The 17,286-nt window shown below is 41.4% G+C and carries 14 protein-coding genes; 2 read left to right on the top strand and 12 right to left on the bottom strand.

Translation table 11 applies throughout. From position 1 onward, the window contains the following. Positions 1-184: 184 nt before the first annotated feature. The 8 genes from AC0VXV_RS01415 to AC0VXV_RS01380 form a co-directional block, all read right to left on the bottom strand. Complete coding sequence (locus tag AC0VXV_RS01415; protein WP_475530018.1) at positions 185-1,390, bottom strand: RtcB family protein; 1,206 nt, start codon at positions 1,388-1,390, stop codon at positions 185-187. Next, the gene (locus AC0VXV_RS01410; protein ID WP_475530017.1) at positions 1,377-1,649 is read right to left on the bottom strand and encodes a hypothetical protein; all 273 of its coding nucleotides are present in this window, start codon (positions 1,647-1,649) and stop codon (positions 1,377-1,379) included. Before AC0VXV_RS01410 ends, AC0VXV_RS01415 begins: the two co-directional genes overlap by 14 nt. A gap of 332 nt (positions 1,650-1,981) precedes the next feature. Next, positions 1,982-2,308, bottom strand: a complete 327-nt coding sequence (locus AC0VXV_RS01405; protein WP_475530016.1) for a spore coat protein — start codon at positions 2,306-2,308, stop codon at positions 1,982-1,984. A gap of 13 nt (positions 2,309-2,321) precedes the next feature. Beyond that, complete coding sequence (locus AC0VXV_RS01400; protein ID WP_079523927.1) at positions 2,322-2,528, bottom strand: YvdQ family spore coat protein; 207 nt, start codon at positions 2,526-2,528, stop codon at positions 2,322-2,324. Between the two features lie 127 nt (positions 2,529-2,655). Then, complete coding sequence (locus AC0VXV_RS01395; RefSeq protein WP_475530015.1) at positions 2,656-3,624, bottom strand: agmatinase family protein; 969 nt, start codon at positions 3,622-3,624, stop codon at positions 2,656-2,658. After that, on the bottom strand, positions 3,621-4,850 hold the full coding sequence (gene hutI / locus AC0VXV_RS01390; RefSeq protein WP_475531380.1) for an imidazolonepropionase: 1,230 nt from the start codon (positions 4,848-4,850) through the stop codon (positions 3,621-3,623). Before hutI ends, AC0VXV_RS01395 begins: the two co-directional genes overlap by 4 nt. A gap of 45 nt (positions 4,851-4,895) precedes the next feature. Beyond that, complete coding sequence (gene hutU, locus AC0VXV_RS01385) at positions 4,896-6,557, bottom strand: urocanate hydratase (RefSeq protein ID WP_475530014.1); 1,662 nt, start codon at positions 6,555-6,557, stop codon at positions 4,896-4,898. Positions 6,558-6,582: 25 nt separating this feature from the next. After that, positions 6,583-7,917, bottom strand: a complete 1,335-nt coding sequence (locus tag AC0VXV_RS01380; RefSeq protein ID WP_475530013.1) for a YjiH family protein — start codon at positions 7,915-7,917, stop codon at positions 6,583-6,585. Positions 7,918-8,074: 157 nt separating this feature from the next. On the opposite strand from AC0VXV_RS01380, the gene AC0VXV_RS01375 reads away from it, so the two are divergent. Next, a complete protein-coding gene (locus AC0VXV_RS01375; RefSeq protein ID WP_475530012.1) occupies positions 8,075-9,544 on the top strand; it encodes a helix-turn-helix domain-containing protein in 1,470 nt (489 codons plus the stop codon). Positions 9,545-9,595: 51 nt separating this feature from the next. On the opposite strand, the gene AC0VXV_RS01370 is transcribed toward AC0VXV_RS01375, so the two are convergent. After that, positions 9,596-10,282 carry an aspartate/glutamate racemase family protein gene (locus AC0VXV_RS01370; RefSeq protein ID WP_475530011.1) on the bottom strand — a complete coding sequence of 229 codons (687 nt, stop codon included), beginning with the start codon at positions 10,280-10,282 and terminating at the stop codon, positions 9,596-9,598. A gap of 35 nt (positions 10,283-10,317) precedes the next feature. Continuing rightward, positions 10,318-12,171 carry an SLC13 family permease gene (locus tag AC0VXV_RS01365; RefSeq protein ID WP_475530010.1) on the bottom strand — a complete coding sequence of 618 codons (1,854 nt, stop codon included), beginning with the start codon at positions 12,169-12,171 and terminating at the stop codon, positions 10,318-10,320. Between the two features lie 311 nt (positions 12,172-12,482). Here AC0VXV_RS01365 and AC0VXV_RS01360 point away from each other — a divergent pair, with 311 nt between their 5' ends. After that, positions 12,483-13,973 carry a catalase gene (locus AC0VXV_RS01360; RefSeq protein WP_251690468.1) on the top strand — a complete coding sequence of 497 codons (1,491 nt, stop codon included), beginning with the start codon at positions 12,483-12,485 and terminating at the stop codon, positions 13,971-13,973. A gap of 197 nt (positions 13,974-14,170) precedes the next feature. Here AC0VXV_RS01360 and AC0VXV_RS01355 read toward each other — a convergent pair whose 3' ends face one another. Next, a complete protein-coding gene (locus tag AC0VXV_RS01355; protein WP_475530009.1) occupies positions 14,171-15,100 on the bottom strand; it encodes an AEC family transporter in 930 nt (309 codons plus the stop codon). 167 nt (positions 15,101-15,267) lie between these two features. After that, complete coding sequence (locus tag AC0VXV_RS01350; protein WP_475530008.1) at positions 15,268-17,220, bottom strand: S-layer homology domain-containing protein; 1,953 nt, start codon at positions 17,218-17,220, stop codon at positions 15,268-15,270. Between the last annotated feature and the right edge of the window lie 66 nt (positions 17,221-17,286).

Here is a 17,286-nt window from a genome sequence, read left to right as displayed (position 1 = left end):
ATTTTTGGCAATTATTACTTTAGATGATTATAGCATAAGAATATTCCCTTAATTCCAACAATTGCGAAAAGCGGTTGTAGTACATAATCAATATGCTCCGATTATAATATTTTTGCGGAAAACGACTAAGCCACTTGACGCCGAATACTAACGGCACCAAGTGGCTACATTGTCCTTTTTAGAACTATCGCTTCCATTTATCACTCGCTTTGAAATTATAAACCGGTGTCACGTGCTTTTGGATTGTCACCGTTTCTCCGATTTGCTCGACAATTTCCTGCATCGGCTTATAGGCCATTGGTGCTTCGTCGAGCGTTTCCTCACTTACCGAAGTTGTCCAAATTCCTAGCATCGTCTGTTTAAAATCATCCATCGACAGGTTTTTCATTGCCGCTGTCCGCGAGTAAATTCGGCCTGCTCCATGTGGGGCGGATTCATTCCAATCTGCATTCCCTTTTCCGATACAAATAAGAGAACCGTCCCGCATATTCATCGGAATGACGAGCTTTTCATCCTTTGCCGCTCGTACTGCCCCTTTACGCAAAATCATGGCATCCGTATCAATATAATTGTGTACGGAATCAAACTGCTCCGCGAATTCCCACTTCATATGCTCGGCGATTGTCTTGGCAATATGGATACGGTTTTCATGCGCGAAAAGCTGTGCCAGTTTCATGTCCGCAATATATTCCTGGAACAGATCGCCTTCTAAATATGCCAAATCCTTTGGAACAACCGGATTTTCGTTCTTATATGCTTTAATCATTTTTTGAATGTCTTTGCTTTTTCCTGCTTCCTTCAGTGCCGCAATTCTTTCAGTTAAATCTTCGCGCTGCAATGATTCAAATGCCCGCTTCTGATGCCAGTTTGCCACCTTTGCCCCCACGTAGCGCGAGCCCGTATGGATTAATAAATAATGGACTCCCGTCTCGTCTTTTGCAAGCTCGATAAAATGATTACCGCCGCCCAATGTACCTAGCGAGCGTCCAGTGTATTCATTTTGCAAGCCGCATGCGATGAAGTTTTCGTTCGCAAAACGTTCTGCATCTTTCACTTTTAGCGCAGTTTCATGGATTTCATTACCACTCGGTACGAAACGTCGGATCATTGTATCGAGTTCATTAAAATCAATTGCGCCTTTACCGATTTCCGAAACGAGCACCCCACACCCTACATCAACACCTACGAGGTTCGGTACAACACGGTCATTCAACTGAATTGTTGTACCGATTACACAACCTTTTCCGGCATGATAGTCGGGCATAATCCTTACTTTTGTTCCTTCCATAAACGACTGATTGACGAGTTCATCAATTTGCTGAATCGCCACTTCCTGTGGTGTGTTCGTATAAATTTTAGCGTTTGTATATTTTCCGTTAATTTCGATCAATGCTGTTCACGCCTTTCTTTTTTAAACTGAGCACAGCGAATATAAGAAGTGATACCCCAATATAGCTGCCAAGAAGAAATATCGGGGAACCTTGGTTAACAAATCCGAATGCCATTTCAGATTGCAGCACATCCGTATCCGGTGCAAATTGTGGTTTATAGAAAAAAGTTTGAACTAAGCCGATTAACAGCTGTGCGGCGAAATATAGAATATGTAAGAGCAGTGCTCCAATGAGTGCGAACAGAATTTTACGTTTCATGCCAGACCTCCCTTTACGAAAGTAATTGGTACTCTTTACGAGTGGGGGCCAGGAGAAGTTTCATAAATTTTTCCTGTACGGCAGTTGGCTTTTTATTAGAAGATATAGAAGTATATTAGAAAACTCGGGGACGATATTCGAAACTTTCGGCTCTATATTCGAAATCGGGGATTGATATTAGAAAATTCATGTACTTTATTAGAAAATGTAAGATTTATTAGAAGCTCGAGTGCGGATATTAGAAAATCTCTGAACTTATTAGAAAACCAAATCTCCTTAATAAAAAATGGACCGTTCGAAAAGCGGTTAACCTTTTCAAACAGCCCATTTATTTATTTTTTCGCCACATTCAATGCGATGTCTGCTTTTTCAATATCATGCTCCATCTGCTCTTGTAAATCATAGGCATGATACATTTCATTCTTGATCATATATTGTGCAATTTTGTCGTGTGTATCAATCGCGTTATCCAGTTCGCGGCGTAGAATTCGTTTAACAGCCGGTGTTGCCGTTTCGGTAATGGCTACCGCCAAGTTTCGAACTGCTGCTTTCGATGTGATAAGCAGGTCAGTAGCAATCGCCATATCGTCAATCATTGATACATCCAAATCCAGGTCCAGTTGCTGTTCAGTTGTTTCTTCTGATTTTTTCGTTGCCATTGTCTCTGCCTCCTTAGTTGCTTGCATCTTTCAGTAATTTTTTCAGATCTTTAATTGCCTTTACGGAAAGTTCCAGATCCTCATCAAGGATTTCCTTAAGTTTCTTGTCCTGAACAAGAGGTGAGAACAACTTCCCTTTTGTAACACATGTCGTTTTAAAAATTAATACTTCATGGACTTCCAATTGTTCATGTAATGCTAGTTCCTTTTTAGCAGCCATTTGACAACCTCCTGTAGTTATTAATCTCTTTCCTCCTTTACCCCCAGATTTAATTCTTAATCCGCTTTTGTTATATTTTACTCCATAAAAAAACCGAATTCCCTTAAAAAGAAATTCGGTCAGCTTTTCATTTCAAATGAATAAATCTTGATACCAGCATTGTTAAAAATGCGTACACTCCGGCTTTTACCGTCTGCAATTCACGTGTATCACGATGAGGGTCGACACAGACGAAATCCATACCTTTTACAATTTCGTATTTTCCTACTTCATACAGCAAATCGAACAACTCATCTGTCCGCATGCCACCTGGTGTAGAAGCAGGAACTCCCGGTGCGTATGCAATATCAAGAACATCCATATCAACTGTCACATAAACAAGATCCACTTTCTTGGAAAGCTCCTCCATCACATTCGCTATTACGGACTCCGCGCCACGACGACGGAAATCCTTTAATGTAATACGATTCACACCATAATGGTCCGCAGTACGAATAAGGCTCGGGGCATTGTAAAAACCGTGCAGCCCGATATTGTACACATCTTCTCCTCGTACTACCCCAGCATCAAGGAGCTGGCGGATCGGCGTGCCATTTGTCGGGCCATCTGATTCCGTATCACGTAAATCCAGATGGGTATCAAACTGCAAAATACCGATTCGCTTGCCGGATATACTAGCAAATGCTTTAACAACCGGTGCAGTAATCGAATGATCGCCGCCAATTTGTACATAGAAGCTTTCAGGACATTCATTCAAAACATCCGTCATCGCCTGTTCAATATTGTCATGACACTGCAAAATATTCGTTCCGTGCATTTTCACATCGCCGACATCAGCGACCCGTAATTCCCGCACATCTACATCTTCATCAATCGAATACGTAGTAAACAGATTCCAGCTTTTACGGAAAAAATCCGGATATTCCGAGGCTGCTGAAGCACTAATCGATGAGCGTGACAGCGGGACCCCTGTTATGACCACGTCAAAGGAATCCGAAAGCTCTCCATAACTTGGTGCAATCCAGTCTTTAACCTTCATGTCTTCAGATTTTACCCGATTCCAAGAAGTTGCCGGGCTTATTAGGAACTTGCTCACAGTAAGCTGCCACCTTTCACAACGACATTTCCTGCTTTAATTACAGTGTCTGTATGATTCATCCCGTAAAAATATTGAAGCTGCTTATAATTCGGGACGTCTAAAATCAGTACATCGGCCTGTTTCCCTTTTTCGAGCGTACCGACTTGATCGGCGCGTTTTATCGCATGGGCAGCATTGATTGTCGTTGCACAAAGCACTTCTTCCATCGTCATTCCCATATTCATGCATGCCAAATTTTGAATGAACGGCAAGCTGATCGTTGGGGACGATCCCGGATTAAAGTCCGTTGAAATAGCTACAGGTACGCCACTATCGACCATCAGGCGACCTCTTGCATACGGTGCGCGTAGAAAGAAGGCGGTTCCCGGCAAGAGCACTGCAATTGTCCCTGCCTTTGCCATAGCAGCAATCCCTTCATCTGAAGCGACGAGTAAATGCTCTGCTGAAATTGCCCCGACTTCTGCAGCGAGTTCCGCTCCTTCATATGGCTCGATTTCATCTGCATGAATTTTCGGTGTCAGCCCGTAAGCTTTCCCCGCTTCTAAAACCAGACGGGATTGCGCAGGTGTGAACACCCCTTTTTCGCAAAAAACATCATTGAACTCCGCAAGCCCCAGCTCCGCCACTTTCGGAATCATCTGCTCTATAATAATTTTCACGAATTCATCTTCATTGCCTTTATATTCTTTCGGAACGGCATGTGCGCCCATAAAAGTCGAGACAACATCTACCACATGCTCTTCCTGCAGTTTCTTCACAACATAAAGCTGTTTGAGTTCATTTTCAAGATCAAGACCGTAGCCCGATTTTGCTTCAACTGTCGTGACGCCGTGACGCAAAAACTCGTTTAAATGCTGTACGGTTTTATTGTATAGATCATCATAACTCGCTTCACGTGTTTTTGTCGTCGTATAGTGGATTCCGCCGCCTTCATTCATAATATCCATATAGGACCTTCCGGCAAGACGCATATTCAGCTCATGTTCACGTGTCCCCCCATGCACTAAATGTGTATGGCAGTCAACAAGGCCCGGCATGACAATCTTCCCTCGTGCATCAATAACCTCGGCATTGCTTACTAGATGCGGATATTCCTGTTTTATTTCATCAAGAGGCGCAATCATTGCAATGCGGTCTCCTTCAATTAATACACTTACCTCTTTTTTCAGGCCGAGCTCGCTCATCTGCTCACGGCGGCGAGGTAATTTCACATCACTTTCCATAGTTAATACTTCATTTGCATTGTTTATTAAAATAGCCAAAGTTCATCATCCTTTTAGCATCGGCATATTGATACCTTTTTCTTTTGCTGTGCGAACTGCAATGTCGTAGCCTGCATCTGCATGGCGTACAACCCCCATACCCGGGTCTGAAATAAGCACGCGATTGATTTTTTCTGCTGCCAGCTTTGTGCCGTCAGCTACTAGTACTTGACCGGCATGTTGGGAATACCCCATTCCTACACCGCCGCCATGATGAATGCTTACCCAGCTTGCACCGCCTGCCGTATTGACGAGCGCATTTAATAATGGCCAGTCTGATACAGCATCTGATCCATCCTGCATACCTTCTGTTTCACGGTTTGGTGAAGCTACTGATCCGGAGTCCAAATGATCACGGCCGAATACAATCGGCGCTTTCAATTCACCATTCGCGACCATCTCGTTCACGCGTAGTGCAAAGCGGTGGCGGTCGCCATACCCTAGCCAGCAAATACGGGCAGGTAAGCCTTGCCATTTCACCATTTTCTGTGCCATGTCAATCCAGTTTACTAATGCTGTGTCTTTAGCAAACATTTCTTTTGCCAAAGCATCTGTTTTGTAAATATCCTCCGGGTCACCTGACAGTGCTGCCCAGCGGAATGGCCCTTTTCCTTCACAGAACAACGGGCGGATATAGGCTGGTACAAACCCAGGGAAGTCAAAAGCATTATCCACACCCATTTCCTTTGCATACGCGCGGATATTGTTTCCGTAGTCGAATGTTTCCGCACCTGCCTGCTGGAACTCAAGCATTGTTCGTACATGCTCTGCCATCGTTTCCTTCGCACGGCGCTCATATGTTTTCACATCCGTTTTGCGCAATTGAAGTGCTTCCTCCAGCGTCATCCCGTTTGGAATATAGCCGTTAATCGGGTCGTGCGCAGATGTCTGGTCTGTAACGAAATCCGGAATCATGCCGCGATTTAACAGCTCGCGGTTAACGTCTGCACAGTTTCCTACTAAGCCGATTGACGCAGGTTCTTTTGCGGCTGTTAACTTATTTACAAGCTCTATCGCCTCATCTACTGTTTCGACAAGGTAATCACAGTAGCCTTCATTTATTTTGCGTTCGATTCGTGCACGGTCCACTTCCACAACTAAAATGACCGCACCCGCCATTTTTCCGGCTAATGGCTGGGCACCACTCATACCGCCCATACCACCAGTTAATATCCACTTACCACGAAGGTCGGCTGTTCCAAACTTCTTTTTCCCTGCTTCCACAAAACTCAAATACGTTCCTTGCAAAATACCTTGTGCCCCGATATAGATCCACGAGCCTGCCGTCATTTGCCCGTACATCATTAAATTGCGCTCTTCCAGTTCATAGAAATGGTCCCAATTCGCCCATCCAGGCACTAGATTCGAGTTGGCGATCAGTACGCGCGGTGCATTTTCATGTGTTCTAAATACTGCAACCGGTTTTCCGGATTGTACAATCATCGTTTCGTCATTTTCCAGTTCTTTTAATGTTGCAATGAGCTTTTCGTAACTTTCCCAATCACGTGCCGCTTTCCCTATACCGCCATATACGACCAGCTCATCCGGATTTTCCGCTACTTCCGGATCTAAATTGTTCATCAGCATTCGCATTGCCGCTTCCTGTGTCCACCCTTTACATGAAAGCTCAGAACCACGTGGGGCACGGATGTTTGTTTTATATACCATAAAAAATCTCTCCTTTAATTTGAAGTTAGAATAAGATAAATGCTATTGGTGTAACGAAAATGAGTGTTAAGACAACTCGCTCAAACCAAATAATGATCATTTGGCGAATTGATAACGGGATGTCTGTCGATAAAATAACCGGAATGACAGCTGAGAAGAATAAAATAGCTGAAATTGAAACGACAGCTACGATAAATTTCGTTACAAGAACTGCTTCTGTTACAATCATTGCCGGTAAGAACATTTCCGCAATTGATAATGACAACGCTTTAGCAGTCAGCATCGGATCCGGAATTTGCAGTAAATACGTAAATGGCGCAAAAATGTATGCCAACCAGTCAAATAGCGGTGTATAAATTGCCAATACCATTCCTAATAGTCCAATAGATAAAATGGAAGGAATGACCCCCATCGCCATAATAAATCCGTCTTTTAAATGAATGTATAAATTTCTAGGTAAAGACGGGTTTGATTTTGTTGCTTCAACCGCTTCTGTCCAAGCAACGTTTAAACGGTCAGTTTTTACAATCTTTTCAGGCTGTGGAGTTGAACCTTCATAATACTCATCTTTAATTTTATTTAACGGATAAATTCGGGCTGTAATTGCTGTAACGACGAATGTCACAACTAATGTCACCCAGAAAAATAAGTTCCAGTATTCCATTAAATCCAGCGTTTTCGCAACGACTACCATGAAAGTAGCTGACACTGTGGAAAAGCCTGTAGCAATGATGGCTGATTCTCTCGCTGTATATTTCCCCTCTTTATAAACACGGTTCGTCAATATTAAGCCGACCGAATAGCTACCGACAAATGAGGCTACCGCATCGACTGCTGAACGGCCAGGCGTTTTGAAAATCGGTTTCATTACCGGCTGCATGAGTACCCCTATAAATTCAAGCAGGCCATAGCAAACAAGCAGTGCCAAGAAAACCGATCCAATCGGTATTACCAGTCCTACCGGCTTAATAAGTTTCTCTAACAAAAATGGCCCGATATCCGGATTAAACAACCATGCCGGACCAAACCCAAAAATAAGCATTACCCCGGCAACCAGTCCGCCCAATTTAAAAATTGATAACACCATGTTTACTTTTGAGGTATTCCAATTTTTCGTGACAAATGGATAAAATGCTCCAAGTACTAAAAGAATCAACACATACCCATTTACTAACGTTGGTGTGAATGTCGTGAATGCACTTACGATATGGTCGATTAAAATCGATGTTTTTCCATTCCATTCAAATGTGATAAAAAAACTAAAAATCCCGATTAAACTGCAAAACACCATTTTAATGAAAATGCTCACTTCAAACTGTGCCACTTCCGGCAGTTCCTGTTCCTCCTGGTACTTTGTCATCCCACCACTCCTTTGTTGTTTACAGTTTAATTTTCTTTCAATTCCGAATAAATAGAATAAAAACATCGATTATAGTAATATTTGAATAAAGTAAAATTAATTTGAATGAATTGTAGTATTTATATATGAAATAGCAATTGTTAAAGGTGGTGTTCGATTGAAAATCTTAATTGTTGAGCGGGATTTTGAAGAAATTGCAGGAATTGAGTGGTATTTAAAAAACTATTTTATGCGGGAAATTGAAGTAATTGGCGTAATAGATGGAAGTAAGTTAATTGAAGCTTTTGAAGAAACACGACCGGAAGTACTTCTTATTGAAATGGAACTTGTTTCCCCTTCTATAGAGCAGTTTTTACAAAAAAAGGCGATTCCCGTTATCGGAATTACAGCGGAGCCTATTTTTCAGCAGGCTATGAAGGCAATCCGCTTAAAGGCAATCGATCTTTTTGTGAAGCCCGTACCATTGGAGCAATTAAAGTCTGCTTTGCTGAAAATCCCTTCGACTAAGCCCGCAACAAACTCAAGCAGTACCATTCCAGTCGAAACGCAATTATATTCTGATTTGTATTTAAATAAGCCAGGAAATTTCTCTTTAGATGGAAAGTCCTTCTTTTTAATTGAGTGTGCAGATTATGAGCGTAATTTTATGCTGTATGAGTGGCTCATTGAACTGCCTATTTTTCAGAATCTTATTGCCCTGCCGCTGCAAAACCGGGTGATTTGCATTGTTGAAATCGATGTTTTTACCAATCTATTCAGACAGCTTCGAATCATGAGCCAGGAATGGGAGAAATTCAGTGGAGAATCGCTGAATATTGCTGTTTATGATGGTAAAGAAACTACATTGCTGACAATGTATCAAGCATGTAAAAAGACTTTGGCACAGCGCTTTTATAAAGGGTATTCCCATATTTTTAGAAGCTCGCAAACACTTCATGTGACGAGGCTTGATCCGCTTTTAACTCCAGAGGAACAGCAGCTTTGGATCATGAACCTTGAAAACGGTGATTTGAAAGCAATTAAAACTTTTTTATATACGCTGACAAAAGGTTCTACTTATTATCACCAGGATGATGTGCGTATTCATTTGACGAGTATTTTAGCGCAAATCCGCCGATTTATGATAAAGTATCATCTGCAGCAGCAGGCAAAAGTCGAACAGCAATACCGCGCACTGTTCCATTTTATTTTAGAGCATCCGATTTTATATGCCATTGTACAGGAGTTTATTCTATTTACACAGCGTTTGATCGATGCGAGAAAAAATTTGCAGCAACAGCAAATTGCCGATTATACGGAGTTGGCTGTCGAAATAATTGAACGTGACTATAATAATGCTGAGCTGACATTACAGCATGCGGCGAATGAGCTAAACATAAGCACCAATTATTTGAGCAATGTATTTTCGAAAAAGCGCGGCATTCCTTTCCGGAAATATTTGCAGCAGTATCGCGTACAGCAAGCCGAAAAGTTATTAATTGAAACGAGTTTGGGAATAGGAACAATCTCGGAAATGGTCGGCTTCACGGACGGCAATTACTTTACTAAAGTATTTCGGGAATACTACCAGTTAACCCCTTACCGCTACCGTTTGCAGGTTAGGAAGACAGCCGGGAATTCTGTTTAGGAAAACAAAAAATACCTGGGCACATTTTGAAATGGCCTAGGTATTTGCATTTTATATAGACGCCGTAGCGCGAACGGATAGCCCGAAATCCATATCGGCTGCTGTTTGCTTCAAGTTATAATAATCTCTTAACTTTTCAACAATCTCCGTTGGCGGTTTTTCGTTGTAGTAGCCGACACGCGTCATCGTCATTCCGCTTACCTTCTGCAGATCGACAAGCGATTCGCACATTTTAATTCCTGTACCAAAAGAATCGATAATCGGGACATTGCCGACATGGTGAATATGATGGGTTGCCAGCAATATATTCATTGGCCCTTCTCCCGGAATAATGACATCCGCACCTTGCGCTATTGCTATTTCAGCAGCTGCAATAAATTTATCGATAATCGGCTGAGGGTTTTTATAGCCTTCCATAATATCGTAAAAGTCGATATTTGCCTGTACGATAGGTCCAAGCTTTTGCGCCAGCCCGTATTGCTGAGCATTGAAACGCAGCTGATCAGCTAACGGAGCCAGGAAATTAACGATTCCGATTTTTGATCCAAGCATTGACGCCATATGCATCGTTGCCTGCCCGTAACCGATAACCGGAATATCAACAAGTGCACGTGCCTCTGTAATGCGCCTTGAAATTAAAAGTGAAGATGGTGTCATTGATTTAGGTGTACAGGAAAATAAAATTGTACATGCTGTTGCAGCAAAGTAAAGAGGTATTTGAATGACTAATCCATTCAAATACCTCTTATAAAAATTTAACTTTTCTATACCGATTAAAACGGAAACAGTAATGGTACCGCAATCATCATAATGATAAACATAATGACCTGTAGCGGAACACCGACTTTGACGAAATCCATAAATTTATAGCCACCAGCTGTTAATACAAGGGAGTTTGTCGGAGATGCAATCGGTGTCGCAAACGCCATACTCGCAGCAGTTGCTACCCCGATCATAAATGTATATGGGTTCGCATCCATAGCAAGTGCTGCAGTGATGGCAATCGGTGAAAATAGTACCGCTGTTGCCGTATTACTAACAAATTGCCCGAAAACAACTGTTAATAAATAAATCCCCATTAATACACCATATGGACCGAAATCACCGAGCACACTGATAATGCCTTCTGCCAGAATCGTCATCCCCCCTGTTTTCTCAAGCGCTGTCGCCATCGGAAGCATTGCCGCTACGAGCACAATACTCTCGAAGTTCATTTTACTGTAAGCATCATCCATATTACGCAGACAGCCTGTAATAATCATAAGAACAGCCCCGATTAATACAGCAATAACGGCATCAAATACTTCAAACACCATAAGCCCAATCATCAGCAGCATAATAATACCGGCAATCGGTGCCTTTCCGTTTGCTGCAATTGCTCCTGCTAACTCGCGTGGCTGCCCTACTACGACAACATCTTGCGTTTCGCGGGACAACAGCTCGATCTCATCCCATGTTCCCTGCACTAAAATCGCATCACCGAAACGCAGCTTCTGATCTGCCATGTCTTTCAGTAAGTAATCGCCTTTACGATTGATTCCTAAAATGTTCAAATTGTATTTTTCACGGAATCCGATCTTACTAACAGTTTCCTTAATAAGACGTGATTGCGGTGTTAATAATACTTCCGCTACACCGATTTTTTTCGTAACAAGCTCTTTCGCATGATCTTCAAACGGCTGAACAGTCAACGCAAAATCATGGGCAAACCGTGCTACATCATCGGCCAAACCTTGAACATACAGCTCATCGCCGACATGAATAACACTTGTCGGACCCGCCAACTCCTGGTACGTCATCGGCCGTAAATTAATCCCTTCCTGCGCGGCACCACGTTTTATTTTCATAATATAAATATGATAGGTTGCCGGAAGCTTCAAATCAGCAAGCTTTTGTTCTAAAATTGTCGAATGCTCGCCAACGACAACGCGGAACAGCTTATCATGCAAATCATATTCCTTGGCAATTTTCTTTGGAGAAAGCTTATACCCCGCACTTGACTGCGAACGATTTTCTTCATTCGGCAACAGCACATTGCGTACTAACACTAAATAAATAATGACGGTAATCGTCGCGATAATTCCGATTGGAGTTATTGTGAAAAATCCCAGCTTTTCGAAGCCATGATCAACGAGTGTTTGGGAAGCGATCAAGTTTGTCGGAGATGCAATTAACGTCATCAACCCCGACATGCTCGCAATGTAGGATAGCGGCATTAAAAACTTGGACGGGCTTACTTTAATGCTGATTGCTATCGACACAACTATCGGCAGCATTAACGCGACCGTACCTGTATTGCTCATAAACGCCCCGACAATTGCGACGATGACAAGCAGTAATACAAAGAGACGGAGTTCATTATCCCCCGACCATTTTAATAGAAGGTTTCCTGCCATACCAGCAAGTCCCGTTCTTAAAATACCTGCTCCGACAACAAATAGCCCTGCTATCATAATGACTACAGAATTCGAGAACCCTGCCAGCGCTTCTGTAGGTGTTAAAATATTTAATATTACAAATGATAATAATGCCATTACTGCGACAAGATCTGCCCGCAATCGATTCGTCGTAAATAAGATAATCGTAACTGCCAAAATGATAAAAGTTAATGTAAGTTGCATAACCATGTCCTTTCTTATGGTAGTCGCCTCTATTATATAGGAAACAATAGGAGAACACCCCAAAATTGCCGATTAGCAAAGATAAAGCCCTTATTAACCAAAAATGCGGAGCAATATTTACCTTTTTCTGTTAATAAACGGTATAATTTACTAGAAAACTGTATTGTCCGAATCTTCTTTAATGTTTATTATTAATAACCAATTCTTTAATATAAAGATTCCTTAAAAAGAATTATTATAATCTAGTAGAAATTATGATTTAGATTTGTTATATTATTTAAGAAGAGTTTTTCAAAAAAATTTAGGAGGAACTATACATGACAAACGAACGTTTAACAACAATTACTGGTGCTCCAGTAGTATCAAACGATGATTCGCAAACAGCTGGTCGCCGTGGCCCAATCTTATTACAAGACGTATTCCTAATTGAGAAATTAGCGAACTTTAACCGTGAAGTAATTCCTGAACGTCGCATGCACGCAAAAGGTTCTGGTGCATTCGGTACATTTACTGTAACGCATGACATCACAAAATATTCAAAAGCAAAAATTTTCTCTGAAGTTGGTAAGAAAACAGAAATGTTCGCACGTTTCTCAACTGTAGCAGGTGAGCGCGGTGCGGCTGATGCAGAGCGTGATATTCGCGGTTTTGCATTAAAATTCTATACTGAAGAAGGTAACTGGGATATGGTTGGTAACAACACACCTGTATTCTTCTTCCGTGATCCATTACACTTCCCGGATTTAAACCACGTTGTTAAGCGTGATCCAAAAACAAACATGCACAACGGTAACTCAAACTGGGATTTCTGGACTTCATTACCTGAAGCATTACACCAAGTAACAATCGTAATGTCTGACCGTGGTATTCCAAACGGCTACCGCAAAATGCACGGATTCGGTTCTCATACTTATTCAATGATCAACGAAGCTGGCGAACGCGTATACGTGAAATTCCACTTCCGTTCTCAACAAGGTATTGAAAACTTAACAGGTGCAGAAGCTGCTGAAATTATCGGTAAGGACCGTGAATCTTCACAACGTGACCTATTCGAGTCAATCGAAAAAGGTGATTTCCCGAAATGGAAAATGTACATCCAAGTGATGACTGAAGAGCAAGCTCGCAACTCTAAGGACAACCCATTCGACTTAACAAAAGTTTGGTACAAGTCTGAGTACCCACTAATTGAAGTTGGGGAATTCGAATTAAACCGTAACCCGGAAAACTACTTCGCTGATGTTGAGCAAGCTGCATTCGCTCCATCAAATGTTGTACCTGGTATTTCATTTTCACCAGACCGTATGTTACAAGCTCGTTTATTCGCTTACCAAGATGCAACTCGTTACCGTTTAGGCGTTAACCACCATCAAATTCCTGTAAACACACCAAAATGTCCATTCATGGTATATCACCGTGATGGTCAAGGCCGTGCTGACGGAAACCGTGGAGCAGCTATTACTTACTATCCAAATAGCTATGGCGCATTACAAGGTCAAACACAATATAAAGATCCTGCATTAGCTCTTGATGGTCCAGCTGACATCTACGACTTCCGTGAAGATGACAACAACTACTTCGAGCAACCGGGTAAGTTATTCCGTCTTCAAACACCAGAACAGCAACAACGTTTATTCGAAACAACTGCTGCTGAAATGAACGGTGTTGAAGAATTCATCAAACGTCGTCACATTTTACACTGCTACTTAGCTGATCCAGCATATGGTGAAGGTGTAGCGAAGGCAATGGGTCTTTCATTAGATGGTATGGACCTTTCAAACCCCTACGCTAATACGGTAAGTATGTACTAAGATCTATGAATTTAGCTTCTTGCTCAAATTGTAAAATTCACTAGCTTTTCATATTTAGTGTTTACTAGATTACGAAAGCGTTATTGATATCCAACTATAATCGCTTACAACCGCAAGTATCTGAGGGGATACTTGCGGTTTTTTTATGGAAAAAGGGCTGCAGTAAAAGTTTAAATTACTTTTACTGCAGCCCTTCTCTATGCAAATAAAATTGTCGATAAATAAATAACGAACGTCACTGTTAAACAGCTGATAATCGTAGAAAACAGTACTGTCTGGGCTGCTGTAGCCGATTCGATATCATACTCAAGCGCCAAGCTGGAACTGTTTCTCGATGTCGGGAATGCACTTGCGATAAATAGCGACTGTGCCACTACACCGTCCAGGCCCAATGCAAAAATAATAAGAAGTGCTGTTGCCGGACCGACTATCAACCGTGTAAAGCAGCTGACAAAAATAGTTTTATTGAACATCGAACGCATTTCGATCGTAGAAAGCTGTGCCCCTAATGTAATAAGTGCAACCGCCACAAATCCGTCTGCAATATGTTCAAGTGGAATACTAAACGTTTCCGGAATCGGGACGTGAAAGTAATTCAATACCGCGCCAATAATAAGCGCATGAACAATTGGCATTTTCAAAAAGTCCCGGACAATTGCTATTCCTGATTTTGTTGATGAAATTAAATTATACAAGCCATATGTATACGTCGTCATATTTTGAAAAATAACAAGAATGACTTGTATTGCTACCCCAATCGGCTGGGTCGCGAAAATCATTTGTGCAACCGGAATCCCATAGTTACCGGAGTTTATAAGGACAACACTGTTTTTAAAAACAGCCGATTCTTTTTTATCAAGCTTTAACAGCTTTGCGAGCAGCTGACTTAACAGCATTTGCGCACCGATAAACAAAATAATAAAAATCGTAATTTGTCCGAGCACACTCATTTCAATGGATGTTTCATAAATATTGATAAACACCGCTGCCGGCATGAAACAGTATGTAATGAGATGGGATAATGCTTTAAGGTTAAACTGAAACTTGCGCTGTAAAATGGCACCTATAAAAAGCAAAATTAAAATCGGTGCAACAATTTTGAAGAAAATCATCGATAAATAGGCCATGCGAAAACTCCTTTTGTGCATGTGTGCTGTAGTTGTTAATTATAGCTTATTTGTAAAGGAATTGTCAGAAGATCCTACAGATTTTTCCGTTTTCAGCTTATTGATTTTTCTCTTTTCTCTTAAAGAAACCTATGATTTCCGGATAGAAAATCATAGGTTTGAGAGTTTTATAAGTAATCGATTGCTATTAATGCATTGTAAATTAGTTCGGCAAACTCGCCTCGCGATAAGGTTTTCTCAGGGTTAAACTGACCTTCCCCATCAACAACCCCAAACAGCTCTAAAATCGCAATGCTTTGACGTGCTTCCAATGTCAGGTTTGCTATATCGGGATAGTTGAAATCTAATTCATTATACGCCTTCGCCAAATCCTGATTTAAATAGCGGTACATGTTGGCGATAATGATAGCTGCTTCTTGCTTTGTCACCGTGGCATTAGGTGCGAAACGGCTCGATGTGGCCCCGCTCATAATCCCCGCTTCCAATAAACCTTGAACTAGTTTTAACTGCTGGGTATTTGCTATATCCAAATATTTTGATTTAGTGTTACTTGATACATCAAGTGCAGATGCAATCATTACTGCTGCATCGATTTTGCTTACTTGTTTATAGCTTTGAACTAGTTGGCTTTTCGTATTAAATAATATGCCGCGCTTTGTCAGCTCTCGAATCGCACGTCCTTGATTATTGTTCGGAATATCCGTGTAAATAACCCGGCTGTTCGATGCTTTAAAAGTACCACCTGTCACTGTGCGGATAATGAATTTTGAGCCATCCACTTTAAATGATGCCGGTGATGTACCGGTTGATAGAACACGTTGAATAACTTGCGAAGTATTCGCTTTTAATTTAGCTACCGGAACATGGACTTCTACAGTACTCTCAAATGTTTTTTCACGATTTCCTTCTGTAAATTGGATATGCAGCTGATTATTCGTTACATTTACCGATACACCAACAGTAGCTGCAGAAGTCTGTATTTCCGATGTAGGAATAATGATTTCTATATCTCCTGCTTTTAAATGCATATTCCGATCTGCGATGTTTTTCACTTGAGAAGCGGTAATTTGTGTTGTGTAACGTCCATTTTGGTAAGTCATTGTTTCATATTGTGACCAGTTCGCCGTTTTTGGAATCGTTGTCGCCACTGTACTTGCTGAATCATCCGGAATGTATAGCGGGTCGTATGTCGGCTTTTCGATAACTACTCCACCTGGCTTTATATCATGTATATAATCCGGGTAATACGTGTAAACAAGCTCAATATAATGCGGGTCTCTCCACATTGTTTCAAGACGGAAAAGCTTTTCCAACGATGTTACATGTCTTTTCGCTTCCGCCGATAAGTTGTTGTAAATCGAACGGGCTCTCGCAATTTCCTGTGTCGTCGAACTGCGGCTAATATCATTCATGAAAATATCAAAAGCGTTGGCATCAAGCTTTGCCTGCTTTACAACCGTATTTTGATAAATAATATAATTCTCGCTATCAATTAGTATGTTGAGGTTTGTTACAAACGACTTCGCAAAATCACTCAATGCATTATACGCCAGTCGAATACTCTTGACTTGAGCTTCAGTGTATTTTGTTTTATCGATACGTTTTATGCGATCCATCACGACTTTTGCTTCTTTTTCAGCTTGCGCCTTTTGCACAGCTAAACGGCTTTCAAAGTATTCCAGGTTTGTAACTACTTGCTTATCAACTAGCTTTTTCGCCTCGCTATTTAATGCATCGTAAGCTTTTCGGGCTGCATTAATCTCAGCAGGCGTTGACTCGTCGTTGAACGTTTGAATCATTTCAGTTACTTTTTCAGCGGCGATACGACTGGCGATTTGCGCTTCTTTCTTCTCCAAATCGTCCAAAAGTACTTCCACCTTGCCATAGTTGCTAATTTGTTGGCGCTGTTCTTGTGAAAGATTGTTATAAGCTTCCTTAACTTGTTCCAGTTCTAATCTAGTCGAGTTTGCATTTAAACCTTCTATCGCTTTGTTAATATCTACAGATGTTACGAGAGAATCCCCCAACGTTTTGGTTTGCTCTGCCTCTACTTCCCCCATCATGCCAACATTTACCGGGATTGCAACTACAGCAGCTAGCATTAACTTTGACCTATTCATATGTATCACTACCAATCTCATTTTATATACGTATCTATTATATCGGCCTTCATCCCATATTTTAGA

The organism is Solibacillus sp. iso_87 (assembly GCF_056173085.1).
The sequence above is the reverse complement of the archived record's forward strand: the minus strand, read 5'-3'. Positions and strand labels throughout refer to the sequence as shown.